Origin of the sequence: Kitasatospora sp. NPDC058406, assembly GCF_042722765.1 — a bacterium.
Classification (GTDB): Bacteria; Actinomycetota; Actinomycetes; order Streptomycetales; family Streptomycetaceae; genus Kitasatospora.
The window spans coordinates 1-19,231 of sequence record NZ_JBHXKE010000080.1; the positions used below are offsets into that span (position 1 = coordinate 1).

The following is a 19,231-nucleotide window of genomic DNA, read 5'->3' on the forward strand; positions in this document are numbered from 1 at the left end:
GCCGCAAGGTGATCTGCTACATCAACGCCGGTTCCTGGGAGGACTTCCGCCCCGACGCCGCCGCCTTCACCAAGGCCCTGCAGGGCGCCGGCAACGGGTGGAAGGGCGAGAAGTGGTTCGACATCCGCAAGCTCGACCAGCTGAAGCCGCTGATGGCGGCCCGCTTCGACATGTGCAAGCAGAAGGGCTTCGACGCCGTCGAACCCGACACCATCGAGGCGTACAACCAGAACAGCGGATTCCCGCTGACCGCCGAGGACCAGCTCCGCTACAACCGCATGCTGGCCTCGCTCGCCCACGAGCGCGGCCTCGCGATCGGTCTGAAGAACGACCTGGACCAGATCCCCGCCCTGCTGGCCGACTTCGACTTCGCCGTGAACGAGGAGTGCGCCGAGTTCGACGAGTGCGCCCGCCTCTCCCCCTTCATCCAGGCGGGCAAGGCGGTGTTCCACGTCGAGTACAAGCTCGGCACCGACCGGTTCTGCGCCCAGTCCAAGTCGCTGGGTCTCAGCTCGATGCAGAAGAAGCTCGAACTGGACGCCTGGCGGAAGCCCTGCTGAGACAGGAGGGCCGCCGAGCCGCCAGGCGTTCCGGCGCGAGGGTTACTTGACAGCCAGCCAGATGACGGCGCCCACAACGACCAGGGCAACGACGGCGACCAGCGCGATCACACCGGTGCGGTTGCTGTTGGTGCTGTAGGTGTTGACGGATCCCGGCGCCTGGGGTGCCGGGGTCTCGTCGACGAAGGCCCGGAACATCTGGGTGCTGCCGGCGGGGTCGTAGTCGTTGTCAGCCATGGCACGGACTCTAACGAATCCCGGCACCGCGCCGACACCCCGGTGCACCCTCCCCGGCTCACGCCGGGAGGGGCACCGGGCCGGCCCCGGCCCCCGACCGGCCCGTACCGGACTCCCGCCGAACCCAGCGCTACGGGCGTGCGAAAAGCCTGTGAAGTCTGCCCGGACCGCGGAATTCCGGCCCGGCCGATCCGGTTGACTCGGATCATGACCGGAATCCACAGTGACGCCCCCCGTTATGTGCAGCTCGGCACGTCCGACCTCTCGGTGTTCCCGATCTCCCTCGGCGGCAACGTCTTCGGCTGGACCGCCGACGAGGCGCAGTCCTTCGCCGTCCTCGACGTCTACGCGGCGGCCGGCGGCAACTTCGTCGACACCGCCGACACCTACTCCTCCTGGGTGCCCGGCAACGCCGGCGGCGAGTCGGAGACGATCCTCGGCAACTGGCTGCGCAAGCGGGGCAACCGTGACTCCGTGGTCATCGCCACCAAGGTCGGTCTCCACCCCGAGGCCCGCGGCCTGAGCGCGGCCAACATCAAGGCGTCCGCCGAGGGTTCGCTGCGCCGTCTCGGCGTCGACCACATCGACCTCTACTACACCCACCAGGACGACCACACCCCGGTCGAGGAGTTCGTCACCGCGCTGGACGAGCTGGTGCGCGAGGGCAAGGTGCGCGCCGTCGCCGCCTCGAACATCGGCGCCGAGCGGCTGGCCGAGGCGCTCACCTTCGCCGAGGGCGAGGGCCTGGCCGCGTACGTCGCCGTCCAGCCGCACTACAACCTGGTCTCGCGCGGCACCTTCGAGGGCCCGCTGGCCGACCTGGTCGCCGAGCGCGGCCTGGCCACCGTGCCGTACTACGCGCTCGCCTCGGGCTTCCTCACCGGCAAGTACCGCCCGGGCGGCGAGGGTGTGGACAGCGCCCGCGCCGAGGGCGCCAGCCGCTACCTGGCCGACCCGCGCGGACCCAAGGTGCTGGAGGCGCTGGACACGGTCGCCGCGGAGCAGGACGCCGAGCTCGCCTCCGTCGCCCTGGCCTGGCTCGCCGCCCGCCCCACCGTCGCCGCCCCGATCGTCAGCGCCCGCACCGTCGAGCAGCTCCCGCCGCTGCTGGCCGCCGCCTCACTGGAGCTCACCCCGGCGCAGACCGCCCTGCTGGACGCCGCCTCCGCCTGAGCGCCGCGCTCTCCCGGCAGCACGGAGGCCGTGGACGGACCCGCGCGGGGGCGGCGGGTCCGTCCACAGCCTGTGGACAACGAGGAGGGATTTCTAGGCCCCGGGTCGCCCGAAGTGGGTCGGGTAGAAGCCGCTGGTGATCGTCGACACCCGAACCGGCTTGCCCGGCCTCGGTGCCTCGGCGAACTTGCCGCCGCCCAGGTAGATCCCCACGTGGTGGATGCCCGAGGCCCGGCCGCTGTCCGACCAGAACAGCAGGTCACCGCGGCGCAGCTGCCCCGCCGTGATCGGCGTGGTCGCCGCGTACTGGTCGTCGGCCACCCGCGGCAGGCTGATGCCCGCCCGCCGGTAGGCCTGCTGCACCAGCCCCGAGCAGTCGTACCCGGACGGCCCGTTGCCGCCCCAGACGTACGGCTTGCCGAGCTGGGCGAGCGCGTAGTCGATCGCCGTCTCCAGGCGCCCCGAGGCCGGACCGGTGTCCTGGACGGGCCGGGTGACCGGCGGCGCGGACGCCTGCGCCTGACTACCACCGGACTGGCCGGTGCGGCTCAGGTAGACGTCGTAGTGGCTCGTGTACCGCCACTCGCCACTGCCGTTCTTGAACCAGTACTTCGAGCCGTCCCAGCCCTGCCGCGTCCCGGAGGAGCCGGCCGCGGACCCGTTGGAGACGACCGCCTTGCCACCGGCACCGGAGGCCGGGCCGGAACCGGACCCCGCCCCGCTCCGGGCCGCTCCGGTCTGCACCGCCCCGGTCTGCGCCGCCCCTCCGGAGCCGCCCGTCTGGCGGGTGCGGCTGAGGTAGACGTCGTAGTGGCTCGTGTACCGCCACTCGCCGCCGCTGCCCTTGAACCAGTACTTCGAGCCGTCCCAGCCCTGCTTGCCGGGCGCCGCCTGCGCGGACCCGGCACCGGCGGTCAGTCCGACCACCCCGGCACCGGCCAGCACGGTGGTCGCCAGGCAGGTGCTCCGGACCGCGCGGTGTATTCGCCCGCCACCGGACGGCCCCGCCGGTCGGACGGTGCGCCGCGCGGCCGCGCAGTCGGGGCAGGAGCAGGCCGCGATCGACGAGGTGCTGCCGAGGCCCTCCTCGAAACCGATCAGCGCCGTGTCCGGGTCGAGCGCGCACTCGGCCGCGCCCGCGAACTCCTGGCCGGGCTCGAACGAGGAGTCGAACGCGAGTCCGGTGTCCGGGCCGGTGGCTATCCTCATGCCGGTCGTCCTTCCTTTCGCCCGGCCCGGGCGGCCGGGGACGGTACCGAGGCGGCCACTCCGGCCGGGGCGACGAAGGCGACCAGCAGTTGCTCCATCAGCGCGCTGCGGGCGGCCTCGTCCAGCTCGTGCGCGGTGGCCCGCTCCAGCCGGCGGACGGCGAGCGCCGCCGCCTCCACCGCGTCGTCCACCAGCACCGTGCGCAGGCCCGCGTCCAGATCGGCCAGCCTCCGGCGGCGCATCGACTCGGCCACCTCGGGCGCGTAGTCCAGCGCCAGCGGCTGCGCCGAGTAGACCTCCAGCCCGGCCGGGGCGACCTCGGCGGCCAGCGCCCGGGTCAGCTCGTCGGCGAACCACTGGCCGTCGCGCAGCGCGGGCCCGGGGCCCGCGTTGCTGTCGCACGGCAGGATGGAGGCGGTCCGGGTGAGCACCGCCTGGACCTGCTCCCGCAGGTAGCTCTCGTGGTCCTCGATCGACAGCATCGCGCGGGCGGTGTCCTTCACCCGCCAGACGATCAGCAGCCGGACGACGATCGGGGTGCCGGTGCGGTCGACCACCTTGACCGGCTCGCTGCGCCAGTGCCGCAGCCGGACGTCCACCCGGCGGCGGCGCAGCAACGGGTTGACCCAGACCAGGCCGGTGCGGCGGACGGTGCCCCGGTAGCGGCCCCAGCGGGTGAGCACCCGGGTCTCGCCGCCCGCGTTGACCAGCAGTCCGGCGAGCGCGAGGACCACCAGCAGTCCGGCGGCGGTGACGGCGGACACCGAACGGGCGGTCACCTCGGCCGTGCCGGCGGCCCGGACGGCCGCGGTGCGCAGGTCGGGCAGCGTGTCCCAGTGCGGGATGACGCCGTCGCGCAGGAGCACCAGCAGGACGGCCGCCGTACCGGCCAGGAGCCCGAAGAGGGCGACCCAGCCGGGCAGCGCGGCGGCGCCGTGCTCGCGCAGCGCCTGGTCTGCGCGCGGGGGCCGGCGCGCGGTGGCGGTGGTGAGCGCGCCCACCGGGACCGTCTCCGTCTCCGGCGGGCCGCCCTGTCCCGCCGGTTCGGCGGCCTCCAGCGGATCGCGCAGGTCGACCGGGGCGCCGACCGGTCCGGGGACCACCGCCAGCGGGGTGGTGGCCGGACCGTTGTCGACCGGCCTGGCGGGCTTGGGCGGCTTCGGTGCCCTGACCAGCGGGCTGGAGCCGGAGGCGGAACGTTCCGCCAGCACCGGCGGAAGCGTCTTGGGCGGGTTGTCGGGTCGCTGCGAAGAATCGCGGGTGACGTCCATGCACGGATCCTCAGGTTCAGTGTGTCGCGCAACGGGCGGCCCGGATCTGACGGGCAGTGCCAGAGTCAGGCTAAGTTCATACGTCATCAAATGCGACATTTGAGCTAGTGCGTGTCGACATTTACTGACGAATCATCTAAAGCCGGACCTGACGCGCAGGCACATGAGCGGATGGTGTGAGCGGTTCAGCGGCGCCGGGTACCCGAACCCCGGACGAGCACCCGGCGGGTGATCAGTCCGATGCCGGTGAGCACCAGCAGGACACCGGCGAGCGCACCGCGCCAGCCGTCCGACCGGTGCCGGTCGGACGCCACGGGCGACCCACCTGCCTCGGCCGACGGCTGCTGCTCCGGCGCGGGCGGCGCGGCCAGTGCACGGCCGGCCTCGGCGGTGGTGTCGGCCCCGGTGGCCGCCTGCCCGGCGGACCGCGCCACCGCAGCCCCGGCGGCCGGAGCCGACGCGGTGGCAGGTGCGGACGGGGTGTCGGCGGGCGCCGGGGTGACGGCCGGGATCGGGGACGACGGCGAGGACGGGCCCGGGGACGGGGCCTGCGACGCGACCTGCGACGGGGACGGGAGCGGAGAGGAGAGCGAGGACGGCGACGGGGACGGGACCTGCGACAGGGACGGGGACGGGGACGGGGACGGGGACGGGGACAGGCCGGCGGACGGCGAGGTCGGGGAGGCCGGAGAGGAGGACGGGCGGGGCGCGGTCGGGGACGGACCGGCGGTCGGGCTCGTCCTCGCCGTTCCGGTGGCACCGGCGGCCGTCGGCGGCACCGCCGTCGCGGGGGCCGTCGGGGACGGCGTCACCGGCCTGACGGCCACACCGGTGACCGGCGGCACGACGATCGGCAGCAGCCCCGGCGGGACGGGGTCGAAGACGGGGTCCGGGGCGGGTTCGGGCGAGGCCGCCGACGGGGCAGCCGGAGGCGATCCGGCCGACCCCGACGGGGCGGGGGCCGAAGGCGAAGGAGCACCCGGGGACGCGACCGCCGAAGCGGAGCCGGCGGGAGTGGAGGGGGCATCGGGAGCGGAGGGGGACGGAACGGCGACCGAGGGCGAGGCCGCGGCCGACCGGGAAGCGCTCGGCGTGCCGGACGCGGGAGTCCCGACGGTCGGCACGGCCGCCGACGCGGTACCCGAGGCCGTGGACACCGCGGGCGTCGGTGACACCGGTGCGGCCACCGCCGTGGACGCAGCGGCCGAGGGTACGACGGCCGGGACCGCCGCCGACGGCGAGGACGAGGCCGATGTCTCCGCGCCGGGGGAGCCGGCCGGGACCGCCGGGGCCTGCGGGGGAACCGTCGTCGGCCCGCCGGCGGGCACCGCCGTCGACCCGACGGTGGGCGCGACGGTCGCCGTGGCGGTCGCCGCGCCGGTCGGCGCAGCGGTCGGCGCAGCGGTCGGTGCGACCGTCGCCGTCGGTGTCGCCGTCGGTGTCACCGTCGGGACGGGCACCGTCGGCGGCTGTACGGCCGCCGCCTCCACCCGCACCGCCACCGCGTCGCCCGCCGTCCCGTTCCCCGCCCGGTCGGTCGCCGTGACGACCAGCCACTGGTCCCCGTCCGGCAGGTCGCGGTTGGCCGTGCAGATCCAGCTGCCGTCGATGGCGGCCGTGGCCCCGCAGGCGACGATCCGCTCCGTCGAGGCCTCGCTGCCCGCACGCGCGGTGACGATCACCCGCGCCTCGGGCTCCGCCTTCCCGGCGAGCCGGGGGCGGGCGGTCCGGAGGGTCTCCCCGGCGGAGGGCTCGGTGAGCACCGGGCGGTCGGGCGAGACGGTGTCGACGACCAGCGTGACGGCCTTCCCTGCGGTCCGGTTCCCGGCGAGGTCGGCGGCGGCCGGGGTGAGCCGGTGCCGCCCGTCGGCGAGGTTCTCCACCGGCAGGCAGGACCAGGCGCCGTCGGAGCGGACGGCCGTGCTGCACAGGTCGGCCGCGTCGGCGGCGTGCCCGTCGGCCGGCTGGTCGGTGATCGTCACGGTGCTGCCCGGCTCGCCGGTGCCGGTCAGTTGGAGTCCCGGGTCGTTGGTGAACTCGGGAAGGGCGAGGAGAGGGGCGGCGGGCGGCGCGGTCCTCACGGTGATCCGGACCGGCTCGCCCCGCAGCACCAGGCCGCCGGCGGTGGTCTCCACCGGGGCGAGGCTGTGCGCGCCGCCGGACAGGGCCGTGTCCGGGCGGCAGGACCAGCCGCCGCCGCGGGCCACCTTCGTCCGGCAGATCACCGTGTCGCCCTCGCGGATCTCCACCGTGGCGCCGGCCACCGCGCCGTCGCCGGAGATCCGGGGGCGGGTCTCGGTGACCGCCGTGCCGTCGACCGGTTCGGCGATCTCCGGGCGGGAGGCCCCGACGGTCAGCCGGATCCGCTGGTCGGCGACCTGCCCGGAGTCGGCGAACCCGCCGGGCTCGACGAGCTGGGTGGCGTCCCGGCCGATCCGCAGCCGGGCCCAGGTCTCCCCGGACGCGGCCTTGCCGGGGACGGTCCACTCCAGGGTGACGCTGCGCTCCCCGGCGGCGGCCTCGGCCTGCACGCGCTCGACCGGGTCGAACCGGCCGTTGCGGTCGAAGTCGATCCAGCCCGCCAGGGTGGCGGGGGCGTCCCCGACCGCGACCGGGACGGCGAGCCGGTAGTAGCGGCCGATCGCCGCTTCGGCCGGGTAGCTGACCGCCGGGTCGGCGCCCTGGTACTCGCCCCGCCCGGGCTGGAGTTGGGGCGGCGGCGGGCTGGACCGGACGCTGCGGTCCTCCTCGCCGCGGCCGGTGCGGACCTGCGACTCGCCGGCCGGGGCCGTCGGCTCCCCCGTCGGCTCTCCCGTCGGCTCCCCCGCGCGGCCCGCGTCGGGCCGTCGGAACAGCCAGGCCGGCCGCCGGTCGGCGCGGGCCGCCTGGGCGGCGTCGCCGCCGAGGTAGAGGTCGGAGAGCAGGTGGGAGGCGTTGCCGTAGCCCTGCGGGGCGGTGCCGACGCCCTCGTCCAGGGTGACGGTGGACGCCAGGGTGAGCGGGAGGGGTGCGGTGGTGGAACCGGCCCGGGCGGTGGTGCGCTGTTCGACCCGGAAGACCGCCGAGGTGAAGGTGCCGGCCAGCTCCAGGCTGCCCTCCGCGGCGGACCCGGCCGTGCCGTCCGACGTGCCGTCCGCACCGGCGGGGGCCAGGACGTTGCCGTCGGCCGTCCAGCCGGGCCAGTCCGTGCGGTTGACCAGGGTGGGCCCGCCGGGCGAGCCGCCGGTGAGGGTCAGCCGGGCCGCGGTACTGGTGGAGCCGGATTTCCCGGTGGCGACGACGGCGAGTCCGCTGACGTGCAGCCGGGGATTGCGGACGGCCCGGGAGAATGTCAGCCGGAGCGTCCCGACGGTTCTCCAGGAACCGTCCGCCTGCGGACGGTTCTCGGAGATCCGGAAGGTCTGGGCGGGATCTCCGGGCCGAACTCCGTCCGTGTAGAGCGCGGCGGACCGGCCGCCGCCGGCGCGGTCCGCCAATTCCCCGGGCTCGGCGATCACGGCCGCCCCGGGGGAGGCCGCGAAATCGAGGTGGACGGAGAGTCCGGAGGGCAGCACCGCGCGCTGTTCCCCCGACCAGGTACCGGGGGACTGCTGGGCGGCCGAGGGCGGTGGGTTCCAGCCGATCAGCAGCCCGGCGGCGAGGACCGCTGCGGTGCCGGCCACGGCCGGGAACTGTCGGCTCATCCGGCTCTCCTTCGGTATCGGCTGCCGGCATCGCCGGGTTCACCGGGATCTCTGGGCAGTCTGGACACAAGATCTGACAAAACGGAATCACGATCCTGGGCCGGTCATACTGCGACACCTGCGCTATTGGCCGCATGACACCCGATTGGCGGCCCTCCGACCGGCAGGACGGGATGTACCCGAAAGGGCTGCATTTCATCCATTAGGCGGCGTATCGCGGGGAATCCCGGCGAATCCGACCCGTTCCCACGGACCAGTATCTGACCATTCATCAGACAACTCTGTTCGAATTACCGGCCCGCTCAGTAGAGTCGGGGCCCGTGACCATTAACCCCGTTCTCATCACGAGCAGTTTCGCGGTCGTCGAACCGCACGGCGCCGTCGTCGCCGAGTACTTCTACCAGCACCTGTTCGAGCACCACCCCGGGGTCCGGGGCCTGTTCGCCGAGCACATCGACGAGCAGCGGGACCGGCTCTGGGCCGCGCTCGGCACGGTGGTCTCCCATCTGGAGGAGACCGACACGCTGGTCGGCGTCCTCCGCGACCTCGGTGCCCGGCACGCCCGGTACGGGGCGCTCGTCGAGCACTTCCCCGCCGTCGGCGCCAGCCTGCTCGCCACCCTGGCGCACTTCGCCGGCGAGGCGTGGACCGAGGAGACCGAGGCGTCCTGGACCGCGGTCTACGGCGTGATCAGCGACACCATGGGCCAGGCGCTCACCACCGCGCAGCACTCCTAGGGCGCGCCGCGGTGCCCTTCGACCCCGCGGTCATCCGCGCCAGCTTCGCCGTCGTCGAGCGCCGTGCCGACCACATGGCCAAGTACTTCTACGCCCACCTGTTCGCCCGCAACCCCGGGGTGCGGGCGTTCTTCCCCGCCCAGATGACCGAGCAGCGGGACCGGTTCTTCGCCGCACTCACCCAGATCGTCCTCCGCATGGAGAACCCCGAGCAGCTCACCGGGTACCTGCGGGCGCTCGGGCGCGACCACCGCAAGTTCCAGGCCGCGCCCGAGCACTACCCCGCCGTCGGGGCCAGTCTGATCGCCGCCCTGCGGCACTTCTCCGGACACTCCTGGACGCCCGAGATCGAGAAGGCCTGGACCGAGGCCTACACCGTGATCGCCCGGACGATGACCGGGGCGGCCGCCGGGGTCCGGCCCGAGGTCCCCGCGTGGTGGGAGGCCGAGGTGGCCACCCGCCGGCGGGCCGCAGCCGACATCGTCGTCCTCACCCTGATGCCGATGCGCCCGTACCCCTTCGTCCCCGGCCAGTACCTCACGCTCAGCAGTCCCCGGGTGCCGAAGGTCTGGCGCCCCTACTCGATCGCCAACGCGCCGCGCTCCGACGGCACCCTGGACGTGCACGTCCGCCGGGTGCCCGGCGGGCTGCTCAGCACCGCACTCGTCGACGACGCCGCCCCCGGCGAACTGCTGCGGCTCGGCCCCCCGCTCGGCGACGCCGTGCTCGACCCGCACTCACGCCGCCCGCTGCTGGCGGTGGCCGCCGGCACCGGCTGGGGACAGACCCGGGCGCTGCTGGAGCAACTCGCCGCCGGCCCCGCCGACCGCGACGTCACCGTGGTGCTGGCCGCCCGTTCGCAGGCCGAGCAGTACGACCTGCCGGCGGTGGAACGGCTGCTCGCCCGGTGCGCCCGGCTGCGGGTGCTGCCGACCGCCCCGGCGCGGGGGGAGGGTCGCGACGACGCCGACGCCGACGCCCCGGTCCGCGACGCACTCGCCCGGTACGGCCGCTGGTCCGGCTGGGACGTCCACCTCAGCGGCCCGCCGGGCCTCGCCCCCTCGCTGACCGCGCTCCTCACCGAACTGGGCGCCGATCCCGCGCTGATCCGGCACGACCCGGCACCGGTGACCTTCAACCGGGCCCGACCGCTGACCTCCTCGGAGTGGTTCCTGGATCAGCGGGACGTCCCCTGGATCAACCGGACCGACCTGGGGTGAGCGCCCCTGCCGACCGCCCGGCCCGCCGTGGAACGGGAGAAGCCCCCGGCCTGGGGCCGGGGGCTTCTCTCTGGTGCGCTCAGCAGGATTCGAACCTGCAACCTCTTGATCCGTAGTCAAGTGCTCTATCCGTTGAGCTATGAGCGCAAGTGCCGGGCGGACCCGGTCTTGCGGGGTTTGGTGCGCTCAGCAGGATTCGAACCTGCAACCTCTTGATCCGTAGTCAAGTGCTCTATCCGTTGAGCTATGAGCGCTCGCCCTGGTGAACGTGCCAGCGGGGCGGTGCGGGGACAACATTACATGACCTGCGACGCGGGGCGAAATCGATTGATCCGGGCGCCGTAGCGGGGCACCGGGCACCGGGGTACGGGCACGTCGGGGCCCTCCCCCGAGCCCGGCCGGGGCCGGACGGGTCCGGACGGACCGGACCGACCCGGACCGGGAGACGCGAAGAGCCCCGCCGACGGACTCGTCGGCGGGGCTCTTCGTCTGGCGGAGGCTGAGGGATTTGAACCCTCGATCAGGAATAACCCCGAAACCGCATTAGCAGTGCGGCGCCATAGACCGGACTAGGCGAAGCCTCCTCCACATGGACCAAGCCCGCGTGCGCGGACCCGCTCCCTGTGCCTGTGATGATGCCACAACCCGGGGGCCCGGCACCAACCGCCGACCACGTTACTAGGCGGGTCGTCCCCGCCGCAAAGAAGAATGAGATACTGCCTTCTCCGGAGAGAGCTGCCCTGAGCCGAGGAGACCTGTCGACGTGAGCAGCAGGCCGATCCGAGGCGCTGCTCGCCTCGCCGCCATACTCGACGCCCTGCCCGACGCACTGCTCCTGGTGAACAGCAACGGCACGGTCGTCGACGCCAACAACGCCGCCGTGCACGCGCTCCAGACGCCCGGCACATCCTTGGTGGGGATGGGAGTGCTGGACCTCCTGCCCGAGTTCGACCCGAGCCGGATCCCCGGCTCGATGCGCCCGGCCGCCCGCGAGGACGACGCACTCGACCGGCCGGTCCGGATGACCGCGCGGCGCACCGACGGAAGCACCTTCCCCGTCGAGGTCTCCGGCAACGACTTCGCCGACGACGGCACCGGCGACAGCCGCGGCTACGCGCTCTCCCCGCTCGCGCCCTACGACCCCTACCGCGAGGGCTCGCGCTCCTCCGACCTGCTCCTGCTGCTGGTCCGCGACCTCTCCAGCCGGCTCGGCGTCGAGGCGGAGCTGCGCCGCCAGCACAAGCAGACCGAGATGATCCTGCGGGCCGCCGCCGAGGGCGTGCTCGGAGTCGACCTCGAAGGCCGCTGCGTCCTGGTCAACCCGGCCGCCGCGCACATCCTGGAGTACCGGGCCAGCGAGCTGGGCGGGCGCGAACTGCACCCGCTGATCCAGCACTCCCGGGCCGACGGCACCCCGCTGGCGCTGGAGGAGTCCGCGCTGCTGGACACCCTGACCTCCGGCCGCAAGCACCGGGTGCGCGGCACCGTGCTCTGGCGCAAGGACGGCCGGCCGGTCACCGTCGACCTCACCACCGCCCCCGTCCGGGACGGCGACCAGCTGGTCGGCGCGGTGATGACCTTCACCGACCGCAGCCGCGAACTCGCCCTGGTCGCGCGCAACGAACACCTCACCGCCGTCCTGGAGAGCGAACTGGGCGGCGCGCTGACCGCGCTGCACCGCCGGATCGACACGCTCGCCGCCGACCCCGCGGGCCAGCTCTGGCCGGAGGCGAACTGGACCCTGCGCCGACTGGCCGACGAGTGCCGCCGCTTCGGCAAACTGATCGACGGTGTGCTCGCCCACCAGCGCTCCGAGGCCGGCGAGTGGTCCACGGGCGCCGGCGCCACGGGCAACGGCCCGCTGGGCTTCGACGGCCCGGGCTCGTCCACCGAGGGCAAGCCGGACGACAAGGCGGGGAAGAAGGCCGCCGAGCGCGTGCCGGTCGCCCTGGACAAGGTGGTCCGCCGGGCGGTCGAGCACGCCGGCGAACTGGTCGGTGCCGGCCGGGTGCGGTTCTCCGTGCACGCCGCCGCCGTCGAGGTGATCGCCGACGAGCAGCGGCTCGCCCAGGCCCTGGCCCACCTGGTCGCCGACGTCAGCGGCGTCGGCCTCTCGCTGGACGCCGAACCCGCCCTCCCCTCCCCCGGCCTGACCGCGCCCGGACTCAACCCGGCCGGCGGGACCGCGCTGCCCGCCGGCGGCGGGGACGCGCCGATGGTCGTGCTCGCGGCCGCCCAGCGCGGCGAGGTCGCCCGGGTGGAGATCCGCGGCCCCGGCCGCGGCGGCAGCCCCGTCCACCTGCCGATAGCCCGCGCGGTGGTCGAGCGCCACGGCGGGGTGCTCCAGCCCCACGAGCTTCCGGGCCGCGCCGGCACCACGTACGTCGTCGAGCTTCCGCTGGACCCGGCCGCGGCGAAGGCCGCCGCCGAGCGCGCGGGTGCCGAGGGCCGCTCGGACCGGCCCAAGGAGAGCGACAGCGCCGTCCTGCCGGACCTGCCGGGCATCCCGGAACTGCCCACCGCGCGTAGTGAGGAGCCGACCGGGGCGCCGGCGGCCGAGCCGGCCGCCGGGTCCGAGGGCGGGCCGGCCACGGCCGCCGCGCCCGCCGGTCCGGCCGGGGCGGCCGGGCCTTCCGACCCTTCCATCGCTTCCGTCCCCTCCGGGAGCACCGGACCCGCCGGACCTGCCGGACCTGCCGGACTCTCCGGACCTGAGCGGGCCGCCGCCGAAGGTGTCCCGGCCGAGGAGCCGACCGCCGAACGCCGTGGCCGCCGCGGCCGACCCGCGGTCGAGGAGGCTCCGCTGGACCCGGCCGCGGACCGGCCGTCCCCCGGACACGCCTCCGGGCCGTCCGACCGGTCCGCCGACCCGTCCGCCGACCCGTCCGTGAACCACGGCGCCGCGCCCGGCGGACCCCAGGCCGCCCCCGGCCCCGTCGATCCGGCCGTACCCGCCGACCAGTGGCCGAACGCCCCGGCACGAATCGAGCGGGCCGTCCCCGAGCAGTGGAACGGCACCGGCAACGACCCCGCGTACGGGCGGCAGGGCCTCGGCGGCCCGGCCGGCCCCGAGAGCGACCCGTGGGGCAAGGACGACGGCCGGTCCGGCACGGCGTACGCGGTACCGGTCGAGGCCGGGCACCTCGACCAGCGCGCCGAACAGAACGCCGGACAGCACCCCGAGCGGCAGACCGGCCCGCGGGGCGACGGCGGCCCGGTCCGGGACACCGGCGGCGACGCCGGCCCCCGCGGCCCCTTCGCCCTCGGCCCGGGCACCGGTGCGGCCGAGGCCGGCACCGACGGCGCACCCACCGACGCCACCGCCGCCACCGCCCCGGAGGGCGACACCGGCCAGGAGCCCAAGCCGTCCCGTCGGCGCCGGGCGCTGCCGGGCGCCGAGGACTCCTCCGGCGGATTCGCCCTGCCCGGCGTCACCGACTCCCCTCTCTACCCGGGCCTGGAGCACGCCCTGCCCGCCGGCCCCGCGCCCGCACAGCCCGAACCGGCCGCCGCGCCCACCGGCCGGCGCCGCCGCCTGGCCGTCCCGCCCGGCCCCGGCGCCGAGACGCCCGGCACGCCGGACGGCGCCCCGCCGGCACCGTCCGCGCTGCCCGCGCTCCCCTCCGCGTCCCCGTCCGGCCCGTCCGCGCCCGGCGACCAGCGGGAGGACAGCCCCCTCCCGGTCGGCACCGGACTCGGCGAGCTGGCCCCGCCGCGCCCGCTCGGCGCGCCCGGCGCCACTCCGCTCGGCCCGGTCGCCATCGCCCCCGACGCACCGCAGCCCGTCGCCGCGAACCGGCCGGCCCCGCGGGTGATGGCCGAACTGCCCGCCGCACCGACCGCCCAGGACGAGGCCGCGTACACGTCGATGCCCGCCCCGGGCGCCGACGGCGGGCCGCGCCGCCTGCTCGTCTGGCCCGAACCCGACCCGGCCACCCGCCAGGCGCTGCAGGACCGCGGCTACCGACCGGTGATCGTCCGCTCCCGCGAGGAGGTCGACGCCCAGGTCTCCGGCTTCCCCGCCGCGCTCTTCGTCGACCCGCTGACCGGCCCGATCACCCGCACCGCGCTGCAGTCGCTGCGCACGGCGGCGCTCAACAGCCGGGTCCCGGTCGTGGTCACCGCCGGCCTCGGCCAGGCCACCCGCGACGCCGCGTACGGCGCCGACCCGGCCGTCCTGCTGCGCGCCCTCGCCCCGCGCGACGGCGAGAACCACGCCCCCCGCGTCCTGCTGGTCGAGGGCGACCCGGACATCGCCGCCGCCATGATCGGCAGCCTGGAACGGCGCGGCATGCACGTCGAGCACGCGGTGGACGAGAACGACGCCGTCGCCCGGGCCAGCAGCGTGCAGCCCAACCTGGTGGTGATGGACCTGTTCCAGATCCGCCGCCGCCGGGTCGGCCTGCTCGACTGGCTGCGCACCAACGACCGGCTGCACCGGACCCCGCTGGTCGTCTACACCTCGGTCGACCTCGACCCCCGCGAGCTGCCCCGGCTGCGCACCGGTGAGACGGTGCTGTTCCTCGCCGAGCGCTCCACCAGCGACGACGTCCAGTCCCGGATCGTCGACCTGCTCGGACGGATCGGCGCCATGGGCGAGGCGGGCGTCGCCGCCGCGGGCTGACCCCCGCGGGCCCGCTCGCCGGGCCCGCTCGCCGGGTCCGCTCGCCGGGTCCGCTCGCCGTTCGTCGCGCCCGCCGTCCCCTACTCCTTGCCGAGCAGGGTGACGTCCAGCCGCTCCGCCGCGTAGTCGGCGCGGATCACCTTCTTGTCGAACTTGCCGACCGAGGTCTTCGGCACCGTCCCGACGATCGCCCAGCGCTCGGGCAACTGCCAGGAGGCGATCCGACCGGCCAGGAACGCCCGCAGCTCCCGGAGCCCGGCCGTGGCACCCGGGCGGAGGACCACCGTCGCCAGCGGCCGCTCGCCCCACTTCTCGTCCGGGACTGCCACCACGGCGGCCTCGGCGACCTCGGGGTGGGCCATCAGGTGGTTCTCCAGGTCCACCGAGGAGATCCACTCGCCGCCGGACTTGATCACGTCCTTGGCCCGGTCCGTGAGCGTGAGGTAGCCGTCGGGGGTGATGGTGCCGACGTCACCGGTGCGCAGCCAGCCGTCCTCGGAGAACTTATCGTCCGGGCGCTCCGGGTCGCTGTCCGCGCCCCCGTAGTACGCCCCCGCGATCCACGGGCCGCGCACCTCCAGCTCGCCCGCCGAGGCGCCGTCGTGCGGCATCCGCTCTCCGCCGGGGCCGATCAGCCGTGCCTCGACGGAGGCCGGGAAGACGCCCTGGGTGACCCGGTACGGCCACTCCTCCTCCGGCGTGAGGCCGCCGGGCGGCTGGGCGAAGGAGCCGAGCGGCGAGGTCTCGGTCATGCCCCAGGCATGCACGACCCGGATGCCGTGGCGCTCCTCGTAGCCCTCCATCAGCGCCGGCGGACAGGCCGAGCCGCCGATGACCACCATGCGCAGGCTGGAGGTGTCGTAGTCCCCCGCGTCCAGCTCGTCCAGCAAGCCGCTCCAGATGGTGGGCACGGCGGCGCTGACGGTGGGTCGCACCGCGGCGATCATCTCGGCCATCGGCCGGGGCTGGAGGAACCGGTCCGGCATGAGCAGGCTCGCGCCGGACATGAAGGCGGCGTGCGGGATGCCCCACGCGTTGACGTGGAACATCGGGACCACCGGCAGCGCGACGTCGCGGGGGGTGAAGGCGAAATTGTCCCCGGTGTTCACCTGGAGACAGTGCAGGTAGACCGAGCGGTGACTGTAGAGCACGCCCTTCGGGTCACCCGTGGTGCCGGAGGTGTAGCAGAGCACGGCAGCCCGGCGCTCGTCGATGTCCGTCAGCCAGGGGTAGGAGGACGGCCGGCCCGCGATCAGGTCCTCGTACTCGTGCACGGTGCCCGCGAAGCCGTCCAGCACGGACCGGTCGCCGGGCCCGCTGACCACGATGTGCCTGAGCGTCGGGTTGAGGTCCGGGAGGACCGCGGCCAGCAGCGGCAGGACGGTGCCGTTGACGAGGACGACCCGGTCGGCGGCGTGGTTGATGATGAACGACAGCTGGTTCGCCGGCAGCCGCAGGTTGAGCGTGTGCAGCACCGCGCCCATCGCCGGCACCGCCAGGTAGGCCTCCAGGTGCTCCGCGTTGTTCCACATCAGCGTCGCGACCCGGTCGTCCGCCGTCACGCCGAGCTCGTCCCGCAGCGCGCACGCCAGCTGCGCGGCCCGCGCCCCCACCTCCGCGTACGTCCGGACCACCGGACCGGTCCCGTCCCAGGTGGTGACGGTCGAACGCCCGTGGATGGTCGACCCGTGCTCAAGAATCCTGGCGACGGTGAGCGGTACGTCCTGCATCGTGCTGAACACGGGTCCTCCTCGACCTGGGCGGCACTGCGGCGGCTGCTGCCCCTGAGAACCGCCCCCGGCCAGCGGGCCGGCTACTGGGCGGTAACGCGGGCAGCCGAGCCCGATTGTGCCCCGCCGCCTGCCCGATGTCAGTATCCCGACCCCGTTGCCCCGATCACGACTTCGTCCCGGTCCCGCCCGGGCGCTCGCCGCGCCGCCCGGGCGGTCGGCCCGGTACCACAGTCCGGAAGGCCCGGTGGCGCGCGCGGGGCGGGCGGGATACTGGGGGCATGGGTGACGGACGTGGCGAACGACGGGTGGGGCGGGGGCCGGCGGAATTTCGGGTGCCGTGCCCGTGCTGCTCGGGCGGGGTGCGGACGCAGGCGCGGGTCGGGGTCCGGGCGGACCGGACCGGGACGGGGTACATCCCGGAGACCTGCCGCTACTGCCACGGGCAGGGGTGGTTGGCGCTCACGCTGCGGGAGTGAGCGGGGGGCGGTCCGCCGACCGCCGACCGCCGACGGGCCTCGCCGGGCGGCGGCACGGGTCGAGCCGTTGCCGTCGACCGTTGCCGTCGGACCGTTGCCGTCGGGCCGTTGCCGTCGGACCGTTGCCGTCGGGCCGCTGTCCGACCCGGGCGGGGCACGACTGCCGGCCGGTCAGCCGGCCAACGGGGCGTCGACCTGGTTGCGGTCGACGGTGAGCGTCGCGCCGCCGTACGTCTCCTCGACGTTGCCGCGGTACTGGTGGACGCGCTGGTGGTCGGCCCAGAGGTCGGAGGTGAGCGGTCCGCCGCCGACGGTGTCGGCGTGGTCGTCCCAGCGCGCGTACCAGAGGGTGTCGGGCAGCGGGGAGCTACCGGCGCGGGCGGCGGCCGCGAGATCGGCGATGCCGGAGTCGAGGCTGGAATAGAAGCCGGACCGGAACCCCGCCGTGTGCAGGCCCTCGGTCCAGCCGAGGGTGAAGTCGACGACGCCCTGACCGCAGGCCGGGTCGCGCATCGGGTACGCCTCGATGTCCAGGAAGACCGGGCTGCCCTCGCCGATCCCGACCGCCCGGAGTCCCGCGACCGCCTCGGCCGCCTCCTCCCGGCCCTGCTGGACGGCCCGGGCCGGGTCGATCCGCTTCGGCTTGCGCTTGAGCTCGCTGCACGGCGCCTGCAGGCCGACGTGCACGGGCAGGAACCGCCAGCCCATCTCGCGGGCCTGCCGGACCCAGTCCGCGGTGAGCCTCGGCTGGGTGCAGCCGCGCTGCCCGCCGCTGGTGTAGATGCCGAGCGCGCCGTACGGCGAGCTGTCGCGCCAGGCCCGCAGGGTCTCCAGCGGCGGCGCGGTGCAGGCGTCGAAGGCGGCACCGGCGTAGAGGTCCCGGGTGCGGAGGGCCGGCGGCCCGAACCGGTCGGGGAGGACGGTGGGGCGGATGCGGGGGACGGCGGCGGCCGCCGGAGCGGCCTCGTCGGCGCTCGCGCCCGGCCCGCCGGCGGCCAGCAGGAGGACGAGGGAGGCGGCGGCGATGGCCGCAGGGCGGAGATAGCGCACGCCGCCTTGATACTGACGGACCGTCGGGCACGGGCGGCTGCCGCGCCGCACGCGCCCTGGAAGCTCACCCTTTCGGACGCACCCGTCCGTATCCGTCCCGATTTTTGTAACGAGCTTGCTGCCCAGTGGCTCCTTACGGCAAACTCGCCAGCATGCCCACGCCCAACCCCACCGGAACCGCCGCCCCGCCGTCGGCCGCAGCCGTCGCCGAGGTCCTTGCCATGCCGCCCGCCCCCGTGGGCGATCCCGCCGGCGAGCGCGGTGGCCGGCGACGAGGCGACGCCCCCGGAGACGGGCTGCCGCCGGACGCACGACCCGGCCGACCGTCCGGCCGACGGTTCCCGAACTTCCTGCGGCGCCCGGAGCGGATCCCGGCGCCGCTCCTCTGTCTGACCGCGATGTTCCTGGTGCAGACCGGGATCGCACTCTCCAAGCCGCTCTTCGGTCCGCTCGGGGTGAGCGGTACGACCTTCCTCCGGCTCAGCTTCGCGGCGGTCGTCCTGCTCGCCGTCACCCGGCCGCAGCTGCGCGGGCGCCACCCGCGCGACCTGGCCGCCGCCGGACTGCTCGGCATGGCCTCCGCAGGGATGACCCTGCTGTTCGCCGGGGCGATCGACCGCCTGCCCATGGGCACCGCCGCGACGATCGAGTTCCTCGGCCCGCTCGCGGTGGCGCTGTTCTTCGCCCGCCGTGCCAGTCACCTGCTCTGGGCGCTGCTCGCGGCCGGCGGGGTGGCGCTGCTGACCCTGCTCGGCGAGGGCGGGGACGGGAGCGGGTCGGGGCTCGACCCGGTCGGTCTGATGTACGCGTTCGGCGCGGCCGCCTGCTACGCCGCGTACATCCTGTTCACCGACAAGGTCGGGGCCGCGTTCCAGGGGTTCCAGGGACTGGCCGTCTCGATGACGGTCGGCGCGCTGGTGGTCGCGCCGTTCGGGCTCGGCGAGGCCTGGGACGGTCTGACCGAACCGGGGGCCTCGCCGCTGATGCTGCTGCTCGCGGTCGCCGGGGTGTCGCTGCTGCTGCCGGTGATCCCGTACGCGCTGGAGATGACGGCACTGCGGAGGATGCCGCAGCGGGTGTTCAGCGTGCTGGTGAGCCTGGAGCCGGCGGTCAGCGCGCTGGTCGGGCTGGTGGTGCTGGGGCAGCTGCTGGGTGCGGCGCAGCTGGCCGGGATCGGTTGCGTGGTGGCCGCGAGCGTCGGGGCCACACTGACCGGCCGGCGCTGAACCGGCGCTGAACCGGCCTGCTTGGACCGGCT

At 75.0% G+C, this 19,231-nt stretch carries 12 protein-coding genes and 3 tRNA genes; 6 read left to right on the forward strand and 9 right to left on the reverse strand.

The genetic code is table 11. The features are described 5' to 3' along the window. On the forward strand, window positions 1-560 hold a 560-nt coding region (locus ACFWOG_RS17725), incomplete at its 5' end, for an endo alpha-1,4 polygalactosaminidase (protein ID WP_380359472.1). 42 nt (window positions 561-602) lie between these two features. Here the strand turns inward: ACFWOG_RS17725 and ACFWOG_RS17730 are convergent. Further along, window positions 603-797 carry a hypothetical protein gene (locus ACFWOG_RS17730; RefSeq protein WP_329884929.1) on the reverse strand — a complete coding sequence of 65 codons (195 nt, stop codon included), beginning with the start codon at window positions 795-797 and terminating at the stop codon, window positions 603-605. A 207-nt stretch (window positions 798-1,004) separates the two neighbouring features. On the opposite strand from ACFWOG_RS17730, the gene ACFWOG_RS17735 reads away from it, so the two are divergent. Continuing rightward, on the forward strand, window positions 1,005-1,970 hold the full coding sequence (locus ACFWOG_RS17735) for an aldo/keto reductase (protein ID WP_329884928.1): 966 nt from the start codon (window positions 1,005-1,007) through the stop codon (window positions 1,968-1,970). A gap of 93 nt (window positions 1,971-2,063) precedes the next feature. Here the strand turns inward: ACFWOG_RS17735 and ACFWOG_RS17740 are convergent, their stop codons facing one another. From ACFWOG_RS17740 to ACFWOG_RS17750, 3 genes are all read right to left on the reverse strand, one after another. Continuing rightward, entirely contained in the window at window positions 2,064-3,179 is a 1,116-nt protein-coding gene (locus tag ACFWOG_RS17740) for a C40 family peptidase (protein ID WP_380359476.1), read from the reverse strand. Continuing rightward, entirely contained in the window at window positions 3,176-4,450 is a 1,275-nt protein-coding gene (locus ACFWOG_RS17745) for an SPFH domain-containing protein (RefSeq protein ID WP_380359479.1), read from the reverse strand. Before ACFWOG_RS17745 ends, ACFWOG_RS17740 begins: the two co-directional genes overlap by 4 nt. A gap of 185 nt (window positions 4,451-4,635) precedes the next feature. Continuing rightward, window positions 4,636-8,133: an Ig-like domain-containing protein gene (locus ACFWOG_RS17750; RefSeq protein ID WP_380359482.1), complete on the reverse strand. Its 3,498-nt coding sequence runs from the start codon at window positions 8,131-8,133 to the stop codon at window positions 4,636-4,638. 320 nt (window positions 8,134-8,453) lie between these two features. Between ACFWOG_RS17750 and ACFWOG_RS17755 the strand changes: the two genes are divergently transcribed. Next, complete coding sequence (locus ACFWOG_RS17755) at window positions 8,454-8,870, forward strand: globin domain-containing protein (protein ID WP_329884924.1); 417 nt, start codon at window positions 8,454-8,456, stop codon at window positions 8,868-8,870. An 11-nt stretch (window positions 8,871-8,881) separates the two neighbouring features. Next, complete coding sequence (locus ACFWOG_RS17760) at window positions 8,882-10,090, forward strand: globin domain-containing protein (RefSeq protein WP_380359485.1); 1,209 nt, start codon at window positions 8,882-8,884, stop codon at window positions 10,088-10,090. A 71-nt stretch (window positions 10,091-10,161) separates the two neighbouring features. Here ACFWOG_RS17760 and ACFWOG_RS17765 read toward each other — a convergent pair. From ACFWOG_RS17765 to ACFWOG_RS17775, 3 genes are all read right to left on the reverse strand, one after another. Next, window positions 10,162-10,237 (reverse strand) — tRNA-Arg (locus ACFWOG_RS17765). Window positions 10,238-10,268: 31 nt separating this feature from the next. After that, a tRNA-Arg gene (locus ACFWOG_RS17770) sits at window positions 10,269-10,344 on the reverse strand. A gap of 236 nt (window positions 10,345-10,580) precedes the next feature. Next, a tRNA-Ser gene (locus ACFWOG_RS17775) sits at window positions 10,581-10,674 on the reverse strand. 179 nt (window positions 10,675-10,853) lie between these two features. On the opposite strand from ACFWOG_RS17775, the gene ACFWOG_RS17780 reads away from it, so the two are divergent. Further along, a complete protein-coding gene (locus ACFWOG_RS17780; protein WP_380359488.1) occupies window positions 10,854-14,714 on the forward strand; it encodes a PAS domain-containing protein in 3,861 nt (1,286 codons plus the stop codon). A gap of 80 nt (window positions 14,715-14,794) precedes the next feature. On the opposite strand, the gene ACFWOG_RS17785 is transcribed toward ACFWOG_RS17780, so the two are convergent. Next, a complete protein-coding gene (locus tag ACFWOG_RS17785) occupies window positions 14,795-16,456 on the reverse strand; it encodes a long-chain fatty acid--CoA ligase (RefSeq protein WP_329950288.1) in 1,662 nt (553 codons plus the stop codon). A 638-nt stretch (window positions 16,457-17,094) separates the two neighbouring features. After that, a complete protein-coding gene (locus ACFWOG_RS17790) occupies window positions 17,095-17,973 on the reverse strand; it encodes a DUF1906 domain-containing protein (protein WP_380359491.1) in 879 nt (292 codons plus the stop codon). A 152-nt stretch (window positions 17,974-18,125) separates the two neighbouring features. Between ACFWOG_RS17790 and ACFWOG_RS17795 the strand changes: the two genes are divergently transcribed. After that, a complete protein-coding gene (locus ACFWOG_RS17795; protein WP_380359494.1) occupies window positions 18,126-19,199 on the forward strand; it encodes a DMT family transporter in 1,074 nt (357 codons plus the stop codon). Window positions 19,200-19,231: the final 32 nt, after the last annotated feature.